An 18,023-nucleotide genomic window follows, 5' to 3' on the forward strand; every position below is an offset into this window, starting at 1 on the left:
GGCGTGCCCTACGCGGGTCCCCCGTCCCTGGTGTCTTCCCCCGCTGCCTGCCGCGGGTCCGACCAGATGTCGGGGCGCCTGCCGATCAGGGCTGTCGCGGCGGACCGGCAGGCGGCGACGAACGCGGCGACGGCAGGGGAGTCGTCCGTCCGGCGCCACATGACGCTCATGAGGACGGAGAGCCCGGGCAGGGGCACGAACGCCAGGCCCGGGGACGAACTGAGGCGCAGCGACGCGGGCACCGCCGAACAGCCCAGACCGTCGGCCACCATGTCGAGCACGGCCGCGGGAGCGGTGGGGACCGGCTCCAGCCGGACGCGGGCGGCCGACGCGGCGTCGCGCAGCCCGGTCCAGCAGTGCCGCCGTTCCCTGACCGGGAACAGCAGGGGTCCGTCGGACAGGGCGGACAGCGGCATCCGCTCCGCCCCCTCCAGCGGATGCCCGGAGGCGACCAGCCCGTGCACAGGTTCGCGTACCAGCTCTTCGGAGACCAGGCCGGGCAGGTGGGGACCTCCCCAGGTGAGGGCGGCGTCGATCCGATGCCCGGCCAGCGCGCTTGCCTGTTCCTCGTCGGAGAGGTCGAGCACGGCGATCCGAGCCTGCTCGCGCCCGTGGCGGAACCGGTGGATGGCCTCGGAGAGCAGGCTCCCGGCCGGGCTGGGCAGGGGGGCCGCGATGCTCAGGACGGAGGGGGACGGCCTCGCGTAGTCCCGTGCGATCCGCACCAGCCGGGCGTTCTGGGCCAGTACGCGCTCCGCCTCCGGGCGGAGCAGGCGTCCCGCTTCGGTCAGCGAGGCACCGTGCGGTGTGCGGTGGAACAGCGGGACGCCGAGCGCGCGCTCCAGTTGCCGCACCTGACGGCTCAGCGAGGGCTGGGCGATCGACAGCCGAGCGGCGGCGTGGCCGAAGTGCCCCTCGGCGGCCAGAGCCAGGAAGGCCCGCAGCAGCCGGGGGTCGGGATCGTCGGCGGACTGTCGGTCGACTGGGTCCATGGAAACCTTCGCGGTCGGGGGTGCTCGTCGTGCCGGGAAGTGCCGTCGTCTCTCCGGTGGGCGGGTGCTGCGGGCGTTGCCGCCCTCGCGCGGCCCTCTCCCGCGCATGTGTGTGCCGCCCTCGGGAGAACACCTCGGCTCTTCCCCGCCGACGTGTCGCGGACGGGGTGCCGTGCGCCGAGCCGCCGCCGGTGCGGCGCACGGCAGGCCGCGGCCGTCGGCATCGGAACATGGGTTACACGACGTGGAGCCGTCTCCGGTTCACCAGGACTCGCCGGGAACGGCCGCTCGTGGCGGCCGGCCGGCGATGACGTAGGCGCACTCCACAGCGGGGTGGCTCCGGAGCCGGTCGCTGGTGGTGACGCCGGGTTCGAGGACGGCGTGCGGGACTTCGAGGCCGACGTCGTGCGGCGTGACCCGTTCGTAGCGGGCGGACCCCCGCGAGGACAGGACGACGGAGCGTTGGCCGGGGCGGGCGAGGGTGGGGGCATGCCGTCGTCCGTGGTGACGCGGGCGGAAGCCGTGAGCGGCGCTCCGCCCGCCGGGTTCGGCGCGGCTCGGGCGACGGCCGCCGTGCCGGGCGGTCACTGAACCGCAGCCGGCGGTCGACGTGCGGGGGCAGCAGCGGCGCGTGCGTGCCGAGCGTCCCCGGGAAGGAGGCGGTGACCGGGCCGGGGCTGATGCGGGAGCATCCGGTCAACTGCCGTCGCACCGGCGGCTCGGGGCGGAGGAACGCGTCGTTGAAGTGTGGCGGGATCGTGTTCGCGGGGACGAGCGTGGGTCCCAGTCCGGCGGCGTACCCGATGGCGGACGGTGCCTGTTCCGTGCCCACCGCGGCCTTGGGCCGGAATCCCGCGTCGACGCAGGCCCGTTCGAGGAGGTCGGCGAGGCCGCTGTCCGGGGTGGAGTGCACCCATTCCCGCTCGGCGAGGTCGGCCAGGCGGACGCCGGGCGCCCGCGGTGACGCGGCCACCGGATCGTCGACGCGGCTGACCGCCAGGAACTTCTCTGTGCCAATGTGACGGGCGGCGCCCTCCCAGGCGTCGGGCAGGGGGCCGACGGCGGCGTCGGCCTGGCCGGCGGTCATAGCCTGGGCCGGCTTCGCGGACCGACGGTGTTCGAACAACCGGACCCGCACCCCTGGACGCCGCTGCCGCCACAGAGCCGGCACCGTGGGCAGCACACCGGAGCTGATCGAGCTGAGCGTGGCCAGGTGCGGTTCGCCCGTGGCGACGCCGGCGGTCCGGCGCGCGGAGACGGTGGCACGGCCGCCCTCGACCAGTGCGGCGCGGACGTGGGGAGGTATGCCGTCACCGTGGGCAACATCGCCCTGTCCTTCCACCGGGCCGCCGCCGTCACCCGCCGCATCCTGGAGGCCCACGGCCACCGGGTGAACAGTGTGGAGGCGCCGCACGAGCAGATGTTCCGGCTGCAGGAGGACGGGGACGTCGACGTCCTGTTCTCCGCGTGGCTGCCCTCCAGCCACGACACCTACCTCTCGCACTACCGGGACCAGGTACGTGTGCTGACCCCCACTACCGGCCGTACTACGTGTGGGCGGTCCCGCCGCACGTGCCGGCCCAAGCGGTGCGAGAGGTCGCCCACCTCGCGCGGGGCGGTCTCCGGCGGGAAGTGAGCCCGCGACCGCTCGACCGCCGTCAGTCCAGCGGGCCGATGGTGCCGGTCAGCGCGAGCGGCGTACCGTCGGGCAGCGTGATCCGGGAGTACAGCAGGCCCCGCTCGAAGTCCTCCAGATGAGTGATCGTGGCTCCGGACACCTCTTTCCAGGACGTCAGGTACACATCCGGGCGGATCTCCGCCGTCGTGATGGCCACGGTCTCGGTGTGGCCGTCCGGCACCAGCTCTCCTCCCTTGATGACGGTGAAGGTCATCCGTTCCTCGGATTCGAAGTGGATCTCCAGGGTCAGAACTCCCAGGTCCGCGAGGAAACGATGGCCGATGATCTGCTTCTGCGACATGTCATGCCTTCCCTTGTGTGGTGGGAGACACGATCCTTCACACCTGTCACAGAGGCATCCGTCATCCGACTTAGGATGCCCTGGCCGCCCGGCGCGACGGCGCCATGACGGCCCGGCCCTGCGTGGTGTGGGTATGGCCTGAGTACGATGCGCAGCGTCAGCCACACACAAGGGAGCCAACGGCTTTGCTCATCAAATCGGACCCCGCCACGGTTCAGTCACGGTACGCCGAACAGGCCACGGCGGACCTGGAGGAGAACCGCCGCCAGCAACGTGAACTCACCGGCCGCCTGGAGGTGCTGCGTCAGGAGGAGGCTCTCCTGCTGGACATCCTGAGTCTCGCGGGGCGTTCCACCCCGCAGCCCGACCACGTACCGCAGCAGGCGGGCGGCTCTTCCGCCCCCCCGTCCCAGGGTCCGCCGGGCGGCACCGCGGCGCCGGCCCCGGCGTCCACCGACGGCAGGACGCCGCCCGAGGCCGCGAGGCGGACATCCGGCACGGCGCCCTCGGGCCGGAAACCCGGACGGCAGCCCCTCCTGGGCGAACTGCTCCTGGACCTGTTGAAGGCACACGACGAGCCACGCCTGGCGAAGGAGTTGCGCGACGAACTGCTGCAGACGCGCCCGGAACGCAATCCCACACCCCAGGTCGTGCGCAACACCCTGGAGGCGCTGGTCGCCAAGGGCCGTATCGTGCGGCACAAGCAGCAGAGGTCGGTCATGTACACCGTGGCCGAACCGGATGACGGCAGCGCGAGTGAGGTGGCGGCCCGCGCGGCGACCGAAACCGAGTGATCGCCGACGAGTACCACTGCCGCGGCGCCCACGACCGTGGCCGACCGGGCAGCAGCGGCGTGTGCGGGGCAACGCCCAGCTCCGGCGTGTCCCCGCGCGCCGTGCGGGTCACGTGAGCCGGCTTCCCGGCCTCCCGGTCGACGACTCCGGCCACCGCTTCCGCGAGGGCGCTGCCGTTTTCCGGCTATGCCGGGATCGACGGCGCACACCACCGGCTGTTCACCGCCCACACCTCCGTTTTTTGCCGGGCCTGCCACGGGCCGTTCGTCGACCTTTCGCTGGTCACATGGCATACACGAGACCGGGGCACCGAAAGGTTCAACGAATCCGGAATGTTTTCTCCCGCAGGTTTCCGCCGCGGGTCGGGGGAGGGCCGGCACATGTCCCCGGCGGGGAACCCAGGGACTCAAGGCACCGAGAAAACTGATAGGACCAGGGCGGAGGCGGCCGCCGGGGTGCGAGAGCCCGGACTCTGCCCGCACCACAATCCCTTCGGTCCCCGACACCACATCACACCGAGCCAGGTTCCTGTGAAGTGACCGGACTACGAGACGTGACGAGGACTGTCCGCGTGCCGGCCCTGATGAGCCCCGCGAACCCGCCGTCGAGGACAGGACCGCCCCCCCATGCGTGGTCGCCCACTGGTGTGCCGCCCGGGGATGGCCGGTCCATCCGCTGGCTCCGGGCCGCAAGACCCCGGCCGCCAACCGTCCCGACCGGTGGGACCGACGGCACTGCAGGCGGAGCTGCGCGTGTCTGCCGGCGGGCCGGCCCTGCCACGGCTTCCACGCGGCGACGACGGACCAGCACCGCATCGACACCTGGTGGGACGCCACTCCCACGGCGGGAGTGGGTGTCACCTGCGACCCGTCCGACCTCATGTGATCGACGTCGACGCCCACGCGGCCCCGGTCGCCGCCCGGGACCGCCTGCTGCCGGGCATCCTCACCCCGAGCAGGTGAACCTCGACGGACTTGCCTCCGGCTTCGGCACCCTGGCCCTGCCGGCGGCCTTCCGCGGCCGGCCCGATCCCGTGGGTGACGCCGGCACCCTGCGGGTCCGTACGCCCTCGGGCGGCCTGCACGTCTGGTACCGCAACACCTGGCCGGGCCTCCGGTTCCGCTGTTCCACCGGTTCCGGCGGGAGGACCACGCCCGCCTGGCAGGTCGACGTCCGTGCCGACGGCGGGTACATCGTCGCGCCAGGCACCCGTATCGCTCAGGGCGTCCACCGGGCCGAGGACCCGGTCCGGACACCTGCCCCCTCCCCGTGTGGCCGCGGGACGAACTCCTGCGTACCGGTCACCTGATGACCTCCGCCCGGGCCCTACCCGCCGCCGTGCCGCCCCCGCCGCGCCTTCGCGGGAGCGGCTCCGCCCATCGGGTCCTCGACCCGCTGATCGCGCAGGTCGCGCGGTGCGCCTCCGCCGCCGAGGGAACCGCGTTCACGGAGAAGCTCAACCGCGCCGCCTGCACCGCGGATGGTGGGATACGCGTTCCGGGGGAGGGCGCCGCTCCCGATCCGGACAGTCGGCTGCAGGCAGCGGGTGTTCTTCCTCCTGCCGCACGACCGGGACAGTTACCCCGGGGTGCTGTACCGCGAGGGTGCCCCCGGCGAGGCCGTCGACCCGCGCACCGTCACCCCGAGAGAACCGGGCGCCAAGACCCCTCGCTCCCCGCACGGCCCCGCCCTCACGACACCGGCCTCGTAGTCCGTAGCCGCCGCGGGCTGGCTCCCGCATCTGCTTTCACCGCCGGCAGCCCCGTCGGTGCCGAACCGCTCGCGAGGGCCGGGCCCGGTGTTTCGGCAGGCTCCGCGGGGTGCGCCGCGGTCCATGACCTACCGATGTTAGTCATCCGACTGATGCTTGCCCGGACACGTGTGCCTAAGGTTGCCACTGGGTGGAAGGGGCCGACCCGTCCGTGACCGGAGTCCCGCACAGGTGGGACGACGGGAGAGATCTCGGACCGTGAACCCTGACGCGGAGCAGGGCGGACGTCGAGGTCGCGCCCTCACCTGATCGGCGTGTCCCGCCGGACGGAGACGGATTTGACACCGCTCAATACGACTGGCCATATTGAAAAAGTGGCCAGAGCAGGGAGCGACCACCGTGCCGCACGTGACCAAGTGGAGATCCCGATGACCACTCCCGTGCTTCCGTCCGCAGCCGAACCGTCCGAGGCCGAGGCACTCTTCGACTCCGAGACGGGAGCGCCCGCGGCCACCCGAGAGGCCCTGGGAATGCGCGCCGTCCGCCTGGGTGGCGGCGTCGCGCTCTCCGTCCGTCACGACCCGACCGGATTCTGGAGCAAGGCCCTGGGATTCGGCTTCACCACCCCGGTCACCGCGGACCTCGTCACAGAGGTGTGTGCCTTCTACCGGATCGAGGGGACGCCCCAGGCCGTCCTCCAACTGGCGCCGACGGCCCTGCCGGAAGACTGGGACGAAATCTGCGCGAAGTACGGGCTGTCCGCCGGTTCGTCCTGGGTGAAGCCGGTGTGCGCCACGGACGAGGCGCTCCGCCGGACGGCGGGGTGGAACCTGCGGCCGGCCGGGCTGAACGTGGCCGCCGTCTCGCCCGAGGACGCCGTTGCCTGGGGAGCAGCCATGATGCGTGCCTTCGAGACGCCCGAGGAGCACCTGGGCGACATGACGGCCGCCTCCGTCGGACGGGACGGCCGGCATCCCTTCGGCGCCTGGGACGGCACCGACCTCGTCGCCGTCGGAACCAGGTACACACGCGGTGAGAACGCCCGGTTCTTCGGCGGGGCCACGCTCCCGCACGCGCGCGGCCGCGGCGCCCAGAGCGTGCTGCTGGCGGCTCGCGCCCGGCAGGCCGACACCGCGGGCTGTCGCTGGCTCGTCGCGGAGACGGGCGTGGAACGACCGGGGCCCACGACTCGTCCCTGCACGACATGCTCCGCATCGGCTTCGAGGTCCTGTACGAGCGGCGGAACTGGACATGGCACCCCGGCAACGGATGAGGCGGGATCCCGCGACGGCCGGAACCTCCGCCACCGTGCCCCCCCGCCACGGCCGCGGTCCGCGGCGACCCACCCCGCGTGCCCGTCCCGGCGTCCCGGACCGGTCCGGGCGCCCGACACCCGGACCCGGCAACCACACCGAGCGACAGCACCGCGAGCCTCCACCCGCGGGCCAGGAAAGAGGGGGATCACCGATGACACGGCAACGTGATCTCGTGGACGAGACCATCCAGTTCTCCGTACTCGGGCCGGTGCGGGCCTGGCGGGCGGGGAAGGAACTGCGCCTCGGCCCCAAACAGCAGCGGCTCATCCTGGGCGTCCTGCTCGCCCGGGCGGGAAGACCGGTCCCCCTGGGGGAGTTCGTCGAACTGCTCTGGGACGGCTTCCCCCCGGCCAGCGCCGCGAACGCAGTGCACCGGTACGTCGGAGTCCTCCGCCGGCTCCTCGAACCCGGGCTGCCCGCCCGTTCCCCCGGGCGATGGCTCGTACGGCAGGCCGGCGGCTACCTGCTCCGCGTCGACGAGGACTGCCTCGATCTCCTGAACTTCCGCACCTTGGTGGAGCAGGCCCGCCACGCGGTCGGCTCCGGTGACTGGGCGCGGGCCGTGGGACTCTTCACCACCGCGCTCGGACTGTGGCAGGGGCGGTGCGCGGCCGACCTGAAACCTTTCGTCGGCACCCACCCGGCTTTCGTCATGATCGAGCACGAGTACGTCTCCGTGGTGTGCGAGGCCGCGGCGGCCTCCCTGCGTTGCGACCGCGCCGGAGCGGTACTGCTGCCCCTGCGCCACGCCGTCGAGCGCAATCCCCTGGACGAGGCACTGCTGTCCCACCTCCTGCTGGTGCTCGCCGCCGACGGCAAGCAGGCCGAGGCGATGGCCCTGTACCAGGAGACACGGCTGCGTCTGGCGGACGAACTGGGCGTGGACCCCGGCACCGAGCTGAGCGCCGCGTACGACAGGGTCCTGCGCCAAGAGACGGGCGGGACGGCTGGGACAGGTGAGAACACTGGGACCGCCGCGACCGCCGAGAACCCGCCCGCCGATCCGGCGGACGACCACGGTGCCCCCGCGCCCGCCGGGGTGACCGTCCCGCGCGAGGCGCCCCCGGTCAAGCCGGTCCAGCTCCCCTCCGACCTGCCGTGCTTTGTCGGACGCGAGGACGCCCTGGCGCACGCCACGGCCCTGACCCGCGCCACCGGGGGGAGCGCCCCGCGAGTCCTGGCGATCGACGGCATTCCCGGTATCGGCAAGACGGCCCTGGCCGTTCGTCTGGCACACCGCGTGGCCGGCGACTTCCCCGACGGGCAGCTCTACGCCGACCTGCGCGGGTTCGTCGCCGAAGGCAGCCCCAGAGATCCGCATGAGGTACTGCAGGGCTTCCTGAGCGCGCTCGGCGTGGGCCAGCAGAACATCCCGGCCCAAGTGGACGCGCGGGCCGCCCTGTACCGCAGCGTGCTGGCCGGGCTGCGGGTGCTCGTCGTCCTGGACAACGCCCGCGACATCGAGCAGGTGCGGCCGCTGCTGCCCGGGACGTCCGAGTGCAGGGTGATCGTGACCAGCCGCAGCCGCCTGACCGGTCTCGCCGCCGGACACGGGGCGCACCTGCTCACCCTCGACGTGCCCACCCGGCAGGAGGCGACCGCCGGCTTCCTGGAACGGATCAGGGCCTCCCGCCCCGGCGAGGACATCGACATGGACCTGGTCGAGCGGATCGTCGAGGGGTGCGGCCGACTGCCGCTGGCCGTGGCCATCGTGGCCGCGCGGGCGGCCAGCCACCCCGGCCACCCCCTGCCGCAGGTGGCGGCCGAGCTGGTCAACAGCCGGATCACGCTGGACGGCTTCAGCGACGACAACCTCGACAACGACGTCAGGAGTGTCTTCTCCTGGTCCTACCGCACACTCAGCGACCAGGCCGCACGGCTCTTCCGGCTGCTGCCGCTGCACCCGGGACCCGACCTCACCGTCGCCGCGATGGCGAGTCTCGCCGGTGTCGCGCCGCGCGCGGCCTCCGCAGCGGTGGGTGAACTCGTCCGCACCCGCCTCCTCACCGTCCAGCGCCGCGACCGGTACTGGTCCCACGACCTGGTGCTCGCCTACGCCGCCGAACTGGACGGCGAGACGAGATCGGAGCGCGCGGCCGCGCTGGCCCGCCTGCACGACCACTACCGGCAGACCGCGCACGCCGCCCATCTGATGCTGCGGCCGCCGACGAGACCGGTCGCGCCGCCGCCACCGCTGCCCGGCGTCACTCCCGAGACGATGGCCGACAGCGCGGCCGCGATGGACTGGTTCACGAACGAGCACTCCGTGCTGCGCGCCGTGGTCGAGAACACCGCGACGCGCGGAGAGTCGAGGGCGACCTGGGAACTGGCCCTGAAGATGCAGCTGTACCAGCAGCGTCACGGTTGCTGGCACGACTGGGCCGCGACCATGCGCCTCGCCCTGGAGACCGCCCGGCGGGCCGAGGACACCGAAGGCATGGCGCGCACCCAGCACGGCCTCGCGGGCGCCCATCACTTCCTCGGCGACTGCGAGGAGTCCCTCCGGTACCTGAAGTCGGCCCAGGAGAACTTCGAGGAGCTGGGACTGGTCGACGACCTGGCCCATGTGCTCAAGAACCTCGGCAGCGTACGTTTCGCGCTGGGCGACTACGCCGTCGCCGTCCAGCATCAGGAGCAGGCGATGCGTCTGCTGCGGGCCACCGGACAGCGCGCGCTGGAGGCCACCACCACGCTGCTGGCGGGCTACAGCCGGCTGGAACTGGGCGACGTGACGGAGACGGCCCTGCTGGCCGACACCGCCGCGACGATCTTCCGCGAGGTGAACGACCTCAATGGCGTGGGGTCGTGCATGACCCTGCTGGGCAGGCTTCACCACATCCAGCGCGACCACAGCCGTTCGATCGCCTTCTACGAACAGGGGATCGACCTGATGCGGCGGGCCGGCAGCCGCGCCAACGTGATGGAAGCACTCGTGGCGCTCGGCGACATCCACTTCGACGCCGGTGACGTGAGCGGTGCTCGACGGGCCTGGACCGATGCCGTGAACTGCGTCGACGACCCCGTACTGCCGCTCGTGACACAAGCGAAGGCCCGGCTGCGGGCATCGGCGCTGTGAGCGTGACATCGTCGCGTCGGGCCGGGCCACCGCCGAACCGGCATGTTCGACGGCGTCCGGGGACGGCTCGCACCCTTCGGCTCGACCGCGCGGGTGACGGGAGCCGATGGCGTCCGGGGGTGACGCCGGGTGCGAGCCGCCCCGGAACCCGGCCCGAGGTGGGCCGGTCGGGGGGAGGTTCAGGGCGGAGCAGACGGGCCGGCGGCCCGTATGCCGTCCGCGAGGACGGGCGCCGTGACGGCACCGGATCGACGTGTCACGGGCTTGCTCTTTCCGGAACAACTCCGATACGTATTCGAACAGAGAAGGGCGCATTCTGTCCAAGGCCGATTCGTCATCACGCAATGTCGGAAACGCATGCCCTGTGGCTGGTCGGAACCGCGAGACGGAGCACCGTCAGCAGCGTCCTGCGGCCCCTCGTCGGAAGGTAGTCCCACACCGTGCACATATCTGAGGCGGCATCCGAGGCGGGCGCACCAGGGGCGCGCCCCGAGCCGGACATCGAGCCGAGACTCCTGCGAGCCTTCCTCGCTGTGGCGCAGGAGGGCCACTTCGGGCACGCGGCCTCCCGCCTGAGAGTGGCCCAGCCGGCGCTGAGCAGGCAGGTGCAGCAACTGGAACGGCTGCTCGGCGTCGAGTTGTTCGCCCGCACCTCCCGCGGCGCCGAACTCACCCCCGCCGGACGGCTGATCGTCCCCGAGGCGGAGCGGGCCCTGGCCCACAACCGGCGCATCGTGCGCACCGCACGCTCCGCGGCGACGGGCCGGGCGCGGGTACTGACGGTCTCCGCGCCGCTTCCCGGCCCGCCGGGCGGGCTGCTCTCCGAGGCGGTCCGGCGCTTTCACGGGAGCGTGGACGACGTGGGTGTCTCCGTGATCGGGCTCGACGACGGGGAACAGACGGCCGCGCTCATCGACGGCCGAGTCGACGCCATCCTGACCTGGGACCGGCCCAAGCGGGCGGAGCTGGCGGCCGAGGTGCTGGTGGAGGAGCGCACCAGCGCGCTTCTCACGCAGGGACACCCGTGGGCCGACGAGGCGACGATGTCGCTGGCCCTGCTGGCCGAGGAGCAGATTCTCTTCCCGCTGCGCGAACGCAGCCACTGCTGGGAGCAGTTGAGCGCCGCCGCCACCGCCGCCGGCGTAGGTCTGACATCGGTGCCGACAGCGCCCTCCGCGGTGCCCGATCTGGTGGCGGCCGGACTGGGCGTCTCCGCGGTGCCGGACTCCTTCCGCTTCTCCCGCTATCCGGGGGTGGCTTTCGTGCCCATCACGGGGCTGACCGGCCGGATGAGCGTGGTGTGGCGCGCTGACGACGCGTCGGCCGAGGTGGCGGGCTTCGTGGCCGCGTGCCGGGTCGCGGCCCACGGCCTCGCGGCGGCGCACGCCGATGTCTGGCGCCTGCCGCGGGATGTCCGGCGGTCCGCGGACGCGGGGCGGAACAACGTCCGGACGCTCGGCGTGCCGCCGAACCGGTCCGAGCTGTGGGCGACCTCCTGAGCCCGTTCCCGGACTTTTCCCGGACCGGCGCCGCGGTGTGATCGGGCTGCCGGCCACGGGGAGCCCCGCCCGGTCGGACACGGGGCCCGGGTGCCGCGTCCGGCCGTAGGGCGCCGGTCGGCGCCCGCTTCCGAACCGCGCACGCCTTCCCGGAACCGAGGAGGAGAGCACCCTTCCTCGGTTCCGGGAAGGCGTGCGCGAGCACGACACCGGCCGTGGACCACGGTCATGTCACGGGCGCAGCGCGTCCAGCGCGATGTCGATCTCCTCCGCCGCGGTCGACGGACCGACGGCGGTCTTGGCGCGCAGGATCGCCCCCTCCAGCGCGTCGACCAGGAACGTGGCGAGCACCCCGGCCGGACGCCGCGCGGTGATGTCCCCGGTGGCCTGACCTTCCTCGATCGTGCGGGCCAGGCTGTCGGACCGGCTCGCGAGAGCCTCGCCGACGGCCTCGCGCACCCGGTCACCGGCGGTGGCGCTGTCACTCGCGAAGGTGCCGAGCAGGCACCCGAACTCCACGCCGGTGATCTTGGTCCGTTCGAGTTCACCCAGCAGATACGCGCGCAGGCGCGCCACGGGGGAGTCGCCCTCCTCGAGGGGCGACAGATCGGTGCCACCCGCGTAACGGTGGACGATCTCCACGGCGAGATCCTGCTTGCTCTCGAAGTGGTTGTAGAAGGACCCCTTCGGCACGTCGGCGGCCCGGGTGATGTCCTGGACGCTCGCGCCGTTGAACCCCTTCTGGCGGAAGACCGCCTCGGCGTGCTCGAGCAGTCTGTTCCTGTTGCTCGGCTGCGGCACGGATCTCACTTCCCGGAGGTCTCAGTGATACGCGACCCCTTGCGGGCCCGCAAGGTCAGGGACATGCCCGCCACGGCGGCCAGGGCGGCGACGAGGACGCCGTAGGCGACGACCGTGGCGGACAGGCCGACGGCGTCGCTCGCGATGCCGGCCGCGAGGACCGGAACGCCGTAGGCGGTGTACGCGATGAGGTACACGGCGGCGAAGAGACCGCCGCGGCGGGCGTTGTCGGCCAGCGGGCCCAGGATGCGCAGGGACGACCCGAAGGCCGCGCCCTGCCCGGCGCCGCCGGCGAGCGCTCCGACGATGACGAGGGGGAGGTTCGCCGCCGCGACGCCGCTCACCGCGAGCACCGCGCCGGTGAGGACCAGCGCGGCGCCCAATCGGGTGGCCCGTTCGGCCTCCAGACGGCCGAACGCCATGCCGGCGACGGCCGCGGAGAGGGGCTGGAGGGCGACGACCGCTCCGTTCGCGGCCCCACTGTGGATGCCGAACACGGAGCTGTCGAAGGAGGGCGCCAGGCCGAGGAAGAGGCCGGAGAACATCCAGCCGGCGGCGACCAGCGGGGCGAGCGACCAGAACCAGGCGCGCGCGGCGGGCATCACGGTGAGCCGGGGCCGCAGGGAAGCGAGGACCCCGGGCCGGCGGACGGCCGTCTCCGGGGCGGCCAGCACCGAGACGATGCCGTAGACCAGGACCACCGCCAGGCCGATGAAGACGACCGCGGTGGGGTGCGAGGTGAACTGAACCGCCGCCCCGGCGAAGAGGGCCCCGAGAGCGAGTCCGCCCACAGGGGCCGCGCTGGTCAGCACCGTCATCATCGGCCGACGGCGCGGACTGGACAGTTCGATGATCGCGGCGGTGAAGGTGCTGGTGGCGGCTCCGGTGGCCATGCCCTGGACGGCGCGTGCCGCGATGACCCAGCCGATGCCATCGGCGAGCAGGAACAGGGCGCTGGTCAGCAGCAGCAGGACCAGCGCCCCGACGAGGACCGGGCGGCGCCCGATGTGGTCGGAGACCGATCCCGCGACGAGCAGGGTCGCCAGGAGTGTGATCGCGTAGACGGTGAACGCCGTGGTCAACTGCCAGTCGGGGAAACCCCATTCGCGCTGGTACAGCACGAACAGCGGACTTCCCGCCCCGGCGCCGAACGCGACGGCGACGGATGCGATCACCACTCCGAGGGTGGACAGTCGCGTCGGAGAGGCGTCCTGGCCCTCCGAGGCGGGGTCCTGGCCGGTGGGGGGTAGTGGTGTGCCGGGGGGTTCGAGTCCGAGGAGCTTCATCGATGCCTCCTGAAAATGTCCAGTCATCTTAGTTGAATCGAATGGATGACTGTCAAGGGGGAAACTGGTGCCAGGGGCGTGCCGGGGAGCGGCCCGCCCACCGCCCCGGTGGACCGGGGCGGTGGGCGGCGTCCGTCCTGAGGGTCGGTCAGACGGTGGCCGCCAGGGCGGCGCGGCCGGCCGCCACGAGCGCGGCCTGCCGGGTGACGCGCGCCCCGAGGTGCTCGGCGGTGGCGATGTCGGCGGCGTGCACGGTGTCGGTGCCGCCGTCCATGGGGGTCTGGGCGGCGGCGCCGCCCCAGTAGCCGAGGCGGTTGAGGTCATGCTCCGTGGCGGTGCTGGAGTTCCACCCGGGCTTCAGGCCGAGGCTGACCCACAGCATGCGGTGCTGGGCGGAGAAGGCGGCGAAGAAGGCCAGGGTGTTCGACTTGTCTCCGCTCTTGGAGGCGGAGTTCGTGAAGCCCGCGGCCAGCTTGTCCTGCCAGCGCCCCTCGACGAAGCGGCTGCTGGTGGCTTCGGCGAAGACGTGGAACCCGGCCGACGCGCCGCCCATGTAGGTGGGCGAGCCGAAGATGATGGCGTCCGCGTCGTCCAGCCGCTGCCACTGCTCGTCGGTGATGGTGTCGACCGCGACGAAGGTGACGTCGGCGCCGGCTTCGGCCGCTCCGCGGCGTACGGCCTCGGCGAGGACCGCGGTGTGACCGTAGCCGGAGTGGTAGGCGATGGCGACGGAGGGGCGCGGGGAAACGGGATCGGACATGGTCTGCTCCTGTGCTGGTTTCGCTTGCTTCGGGTGGTGCGGTGGTGAACCCGGCATGGTGAATATGGCCGGTCGTCTTAGGTCTGTCAAGTGCGCTCGGCCGCCGGTGCGCGTGGCGCCGGCGATCCGCCCGTCGGCCGCTGCACGGCCGGGGCGGCCCGGTCTCAGCCCCGCGAGCCGAACGGGCGGCTCAGCTCCTCGAAGTGCTCCTGCGGCAGGTCGAGGGCGGCGGCTGCCACGTTGTCCTCCAGGTGCGCGACGGACGAGGTGCCGGGGATCGGCAGCAGCACGGGCGAGCGGCGCAGCAGCCAGGCCAGGGCGGCCTGCGACGGCGTGGCACCCACGGCGCGGGCGATGTGGTCGAGCGGGCCGCCGGGCCGGGCGAGCTGTCCGGTGGCCAGTGGGAACCAGGGCAGGAACGCGATGCCGTTGGCCTCGGCGTACTCCAGGACGTCCTCCGAGTCCCGCTGGGCGAGGTTGTAGAGGTTCTGCACCGAGGCGATGGGCACGATGTCCCGCGCCGCCTCCAGCTCGGCGACGTTGACCTCGGACAGGCCGACATGGCCGATCTTGCCCTCGTCGCGGAGCTGCTTGAGCGTGCCGATCTGGTCGGCGAAGGGGACGGAGGGATCGATGCGGTGCAGCTGGAAGAGGGGGATGCGCTCCAGCCCCAGGTTCCGCAGGCTCGACTCGGCCTGCCGGCGCAGGTACTCGGGGCGGCCGTTGGCCCCCCACCTGCCCGGCCCCGGGCGGGTCAGCCCGGCCTTGGTGGCGATCACCACCCCGTCCCGGTAGGGGTGCAGGGCCTTGCGAAGGAGTTGCTCCGCCGTGTCCGGACCGTAGGAATCCGCGGTGTCGAACAGAGTCACGCCCAGCTCGACGGCCCTGCGCAGGACGCGCACGCCGGCGTCCTGGTCCGGGAAGGGGCCCCAGACGCCGGGGCCGGTGAGTTGCATGGTGCCGTAGCCGAGGCGGTTCACCGTCAGTTCGCCGCCGATGGCGAACGTGCCGGAGGACGCGGCGGTCGTGCTGCTCATCGTTCACTGCCTTTCTGGTCCGCGCCGTCGGGCGCCCGACGGTCGTCGGGCCCGGGGCGCGCGGGGATGTCCGCTCGTCCCAGGGGACGAGGGGGTGCGTACGGTCAGGAGAGGAAGCGGTCGACCTCGACGGCGAAGTCGTCGGGGTGCTGGAACAGGAAGCCGTGCCCCGCGTCGTTGTAGAAGATCACCTTGGCGTCGGGCAGCCGTTGCGCCATGGCGTAACTGGCGTAGGGGTGGACCACCACGTCGCGCACGCCGTGGGCGAGCAGGACCGGGAGGTCCAGTTCGCTCTGCCGCTCCCAGAAACCCTCGAACGTGCCGACGGCGACCAGTTGGGCGCGCACCGCCTCAGGTCCCACGACCGTTCGCGACGCCCGGAGCCTTCTTTGCAGGCGCCCCAGCGAGGCGAGTCCCACGGCGCGGGCCGGATCGGTCTGCGGGAAGAACAGGTAGAGGAAGTCCTCCTCGTCGTTGACCGGTTTGCTGAGGGTCTGCCGGACCTTCGTCACCTGCGCGGGCAGGCGGGGGATGCCACCGGGTGAGCTGCCCGCCAGCACGAGCCGCCGGACCAGGAAGGGCTCGGCCAGTGCCATTCCCTGGGCGACCATGCCGCCCATCGCCCAGCCGAGCAGGTCGACCTCGTCAAGGCCCAGCGAACGGGTGAAGGAGAGGGCGCCCTCCACCAGCCCGTCGATGCTGGCCGGCGGGATTCCGGTGGACGCGCCGGTGCCGCGGTTGTCGAAGACGACGATCTCGCGCCGGGTGGCGAGCCGGTCGAGGAGGTCGGGGTCCCAGTGGTCCATCGTGGCGCGCAGCCGGGTCAGCAGCACCAGCGGTACGTCGACGGCCCGGCCGAAGCGGCGGTAGGCGAACCGCTCCCCCAGGGGGCCGTAGACGTACCGGGTCTCCACCGAATCCGACAGGTAGGGGGACATGACGTTCCTTCGCTCTTGACGCGGGCGCGGCCGAGCGGGCGCACCCGCCGGACGCCCGGCACCGGCGGACGTGGGACATCATCGGCCGGAGGAGGGTCAGGAGACGCGGATGTCCTCGAGCCGCACGGACACCACGAGCGGCTCGGGGACCTTGTTGCCGTTCTCGTCGCGGCTGTAGATCTCGCGGGTGGTGGGGATGACGAGTCCGTCCACCTCCTGGTGGCCGGAGATGAAGTGGGCGCCCGGGGTGTTGCCGGCGATCTCCACGTTGTAGTCGCGTCGGCGGATCAGCCCGTCGCCGTCGACGTACAGCACCTGCTCGGTGCTGAGCGTGGCGATGTCGTCCGGGAAGACCACGCGCAGCCGGCGGTACTTCTCGCCGTCCTCGGTGAAGGGATCGATCTCCTCGGTCCGCACCCCCGGGAAGGTCAGGGAGATCGGCTCGGCGAGATACGTCCACATGGCGCTGCCGGAGAAGTAGGCCAGCTGGAGTCTGGTCCACGGGGTCGTCAGGTCGTGGCCGGCGAACGAGGCGCGCGGGTCGGTCAGCTCCTCGACCACGTCACCCTCGGACGTCTCGACCGCGACCCGGTCGGCGGTGAAGGAGGTGTGGTGGTCGGCGTCGAAGAAGGGCTTCTGCGACACGAACTCCCGCTTCAGGTCGACGATGACTTCCACGTCGTCGAGCGCTCCGGGGTGGCCCTTCAGGCTCCACAGGGCGCCGCCGAAGAACTGGCGGGCGGTGATCCGGTCGGCCTCTTCCCAGCGGGCGCGGCCACCGTAGGCGTCGAGGACGGTTGCGAGCAGGTCGGACATGGTGGTTCTCCCAGGAATCGGAGGGATCGGGGATCGGCCTGAGGCCGGAGGGGGCGGGCGTCAGCCGAGGAACTCTTTGATCTCCTCGGCCACTTCGGTCGGGTACTGGAAGAGGGAGGCGTGCGCGGCGTCGGGGTAGATGCGGATGCGCGCGTCCGGGATCAGTCCCGCCATCAGGTGACTGCCCTTGGTGGGGATCATCAGGTCGTTGTCGCCCTGGATGATCAGGGTCGGGCTCTGGATGCCGGTGAGCCGCTGGAGCGCGGAGTGGTCGGGGATGCCCCACTCCAGTACGGCGTCGTACTGGGCGTCACGGGACTCGATGCTGCTGGGCACGTCCCGGTCCTCGGCACGCTGGAACAAGCGCCCGAGGAACTCCATGCCCTTGGCCTGGCTGGTCTCGGTGTGGGCGAAGAAGATGTACAGCAGGTCCTCACCGCTGGGGTTCTCGGCGCGCGCGTGCTCCGCGATGTCGCTGCGCCAGCCGTGCATGCCCGGTGCGCCCTTCGGGCCGGTGCCGGCCAGGATCAGGCGGCGGACCAGGTCAGGCCGGACCAGGGCGATGTCCTGAGCGGCGAAGCCGCCGAGGGAGAAGCCGAGCAGGTCGATCCGCTTCAGGTCCAGCGCGATGGTGAACGTGATGATCTGGCGGGCCAGCTCCGCGACGGTGGTGGCGTGGGCGCCCGTCGAGGAGGACACGCCCGGGTAGTCGACCAGGATGACCTCGCGGTGCGCGGCCAGGGCGTCGACGAGCGCGGGGTCCCAGTTGTCGAGGTTCCCGGTGAAGTGCTGGAGCATCAGCAGCGGGACCTCGCCCCCCGCTCCCAGGCGGCGGTAGGCGTAGCGGACGCCGTGGGCCTCGACGAACTGCGTGGGGGCCGTCTGGTGTGTGGCTGGGGACATCGTCTCTCCCGAAAGGTGGCCTTGGGCGGCGCTGTGCGAAGGACCGGTGGCAGGTGACTGGAGCAGCCGCCCGCGGTAGCCCTGTCTGGAAGGAGGGCACGCGCGGGAGGCCGTC

General features: G+C 72.3%; 18 protein-coding genes and 1 pseudogene. 7 read left to right on the forward strand and 12 right to left on the reverse strand.

What is annotated here, in order from left to right:
- Positions 1 to 8: 8 nt before the first annotated feature.
- From ACF1DX_RS25315 to ACF1DX_RS25325, 3 genes and pseudogenes are all read right to left on the reverse strand, one after another.
- Positions 9 to 992, reverse strand: coding sequence for a LysR family transcriptional regulator (locus ACF1DX_RS25315; RefSeq protein ID WP_391793413.1), 984 nt, complete (start codon positions 990 to 992; stop codon positions 9 to 11).
- A gap of 261 nt (positions 993 to 1,253) precedes the next feature.
- Positions 1,254 to 1,580 carry a hypothetical protein gene (locus ACF1DX_RS25320; protein ID WP_391793531.1) on the reverse strand — a complete coding sequence of 109 codons (327 nt, stop codon included), beginning with the start codon at positions 1,578 to 1,580 and terminating at the stop codon, positions 1,254 to 1,256.
- Between the two features lie 175 nt (positions 1,581 to 1,755).
- Positions 1,756 to 2,175, reverse strand: a pseudogene (locus tag ACF1DX_RS25325) (LysR family transcriptional regulator substrate-binding protein); the annotation flags it as partial.
- Between the two features lie 30 nt (positions 2,176 to 2,205).
- Here ACF1DX_RS25325 and ACF1DX_RS25330 point away from each other — a divergent pair.
- Positions 2,206 to 2,628, forward strand: coding sequence for a glycine betaine ABC transporter substrate-binding protein (locus tag ACF1DX_RS25330; RefSeq protein WP_391793414.1), 423 nt, complete (start codon positions 2,206 to 2,208; stop codon positions 2,626 to 2,628).
- 22 nt (positions 2,629 to 2,650) lie between these two features.
- On the opposite strand, the gene ACF1DX_RS25335 is transcribed toward ACF1DX_RS25330, so the two are convergent.
- The gene (locus tag ACF1DX_RS25335) at positions 2,651 to 2,971 is read right to left on the reverse strand and encodes a hypothetical protein (protein ID WP_391793415.1); all 321 of its coding nucleotides are present in this window, start codon (positions 2,969 to 2,971) and stop codon (positions 2,651 to 2,653) included.
- A gap of 185 nt (positions 2,972 to 3,156) precedes the next feature.
- Here ACF1DX_RS25335 and ACF1DX_RS25340 point away from each other — a divergent pair, with 185 nt between their 5' ends.
- The 4 genes from ACF1DX_RS25340 (at position 3,157) to ACF1DX_RS25355 (ending at position 5,476) form a co-directional block, all read left to right on the forward strand.
- A complete protein-coding gene (locus ACF1DX_RS25340) occupies positions 3,157 to 3,765 on the forward strand; it encodes a hypothetical protein (RefSeq protein ID WP_391793416.1) in 609 nt (202 codons plus the stop codon).
- A 630-nt stretch (positions 3,766 to 4,395) separates the two neighbouring features.
- Positions 4,396 to 4,650: a bifunctional DNA primase/polymerase gene (locus tag ACF1DX_RS25345; RefSeq protein WP_391793417.1), complete on the forward strand. Its 255-nt coding sequence runs from the start codon at positions 4,396 to 4,398 to the stop codon at positions 4,648 to 4,650.
- Between the two features lie 73 nt (positions 4,651 to 4,723).
- Positions 4,724 to 5,074, forward strand: coding sequence for a bifunctional DNA primase/polymerase (locus ACF1DX_RS25350; RefSeq protein WP_391793418.1), 351 nt, complete (start codon positions 4,724 to 4,726; stop codon positions 5,072 to 5,074).
- 171 nt (positions 5,075 to 5,245) lie between these two features.
- The gene (locus tag ACF1DX_RS25355; protein ID WP_391793419.1) at positions 5,246 to 5,476 is read left to right on the forward strand and encodes a DUF6009 family protein; all 231 of its coding nucleotides are present in this window, start codon (positions 5,246 to 5,248) and stop codon (positions 5,474 to 5,476) included.
- Between the two features lie 664 nt (positions 5,477 to 6,140).
- Here ACF1DX_RS25355 and ACF1DX_RS25360 read toward each other — a convergent pair.
- Positions 6,141 to 6,374, reverse strand: coding sequence for a hypothetical protein (locus tag ACF1DX_RS25360; protein WP_391793420.1), 234 nt, complete (start codon positions 6,372 to 6,374; stop codon positions 6,141 to 6,143).
- Between the two features lie 569 nt (positions 6,375 to 6,943).
- Here ACF1DX_RS25360 and ACF1DX_RS25365 point away from each other — a divergent pair.
- Both ACF1DX_RS25365 and ACF1DX_RS25370 read left to right on the forward strand, forming a co-directional pair.
- Positions 6,944 to 9,868 carry a BTAD domain-containing putative transcriptional regulator gene (locus ACF1DX_RS25365; protein ID WP_391793421.1) on the forward strand — a complete coding sequence of 975 codons (2,925 nt, stop codon included), beginning with the start codon at positions 6,944 to 6,946 and terminating at the stop codon, positions 9,866 to 9,868.
- A 440-nt stretch (positions 9,869 to 10,308) separates the two neighbouring features.
- Complete coding sequence (locus ACF1DX_RS25370) at positions 10,309 to 11,367, forward strand: LysR family transcriptional regulator (RefSeq protein WP_391793422.1); 1,059 nt, start codon at positions 10,309 to 10,311, stop codon at positions 11,365 to 11,367.
- A gap of 231 nt (positions 11,368 to 11,598) precedes the next feature.
- Here ACF1DX_RS25370 and ACF1DX_RS25375 read toward each other — a convergent pair whose 3' ends face one another.
- The 7 genes from ACF1DX_RS25375 to ACF1DX_RS25405 form a co-directional block, all read right to left on the reverse strand.
- Positions 11,599 to 12,168, reverse strand: coding sequence for a TetR/AcrR family transcriptional regulator (locus tag ACF1DX_RS25375; RefSeq protein WP_391793423.1), 570 nt, complete (start codon positions 12,166 to 12,168; stop codon positions 11,599 to 11,601).
- A gap of 5 nt (positions 12,169 to 12,173) precedes the next feature.
- A complete protein-coding gene (locus tag ACF1DX_RS25380; RefSeq protein ID WP_391793424.1) occupies positions 12,174 to 13,454 on the reverse strand; it encodes an MFS transporter in 1,281 nt (426 codons plus the stop codon).
- 148 nt (positions 13,455 to 13,602) lie between these two features.
- Complete coding sequence (locus ACF1DX_RS25385) at positions 13,603 to 14,214, reverse strand: flavodoxin family protein (RefSeq protein ID WP_391793425.1); 612 nt, start codon at positions 14,212 to 14,214, stop codon at positions 13,603 to 13,605.
- Between the two features lie 164 nt (positions 14,215 to 14,378).
- Positions 14,379 to 15,251: an aldo/keto reductase gene (locus ACF1DX_RS25390; RefSeq protein ID WP_391793426.1), complete on the reverse strand. Its 873-nt coding sequence runs from the start codon at positions 15,249 to 15,251 to the stop codon at positions 14,379 to 14,381.
- Between the two features lie 104 nt (positions 15,252 to 15,355).
- Positions 15,356 to 16,189 carry an alpha/beta fold hydrolase gene (locus ACF1DX_RS25395; RefSeq protein ID WP_391793427.1) on the reverse strand — a complete coding sequence of 278 codons (834 nt, stop codon included), beginning with the start codon at positions 16,187 to 16,189 and terminating at the stop codon, positions 15,356 to 15,358.
- A 96-nt stretch (positions 16,190 to 16,285) separates the two neighbouring features.
- On the reverse strand, positions 16,286 to 17,005 hold the full coding sequence (locus tag ACF1DX_RS25400; RefSeq protein WP_391793428.1) for a hypothetical protein: 720 nt from the start codon (positions 17,003 to 17,005) through the stop codon (positions 16,286 to 16,288).
- Between the two features lie 60 nt (positions 17,006 to 17,065).
- On the reverse strand, positions 17,066 to 17,908 hold the full coding sequence (locus ACF1DX_RS25405) for an alpha/beta fold hydrolase (protein ID WP_391793429.1): 843 nt from the start codon (positions 17,906 to 17,908) through the stop codon (positions 17,066 to 17,068).
- Between the last annotated feature and the right edge of the window lie 115 nt (positions 17,909 to 18,023).

It is taken from the genome of Streptomyces sp. NPDC014676, assembly GCF_043084105.1.
In the GTDB taxonomy this organism is placed as follows: domain Bacteria; phylum Actinomycetota; class Actinomycetes; order Streptomycetales; family Streptomycetaceae; genus Streptomyces.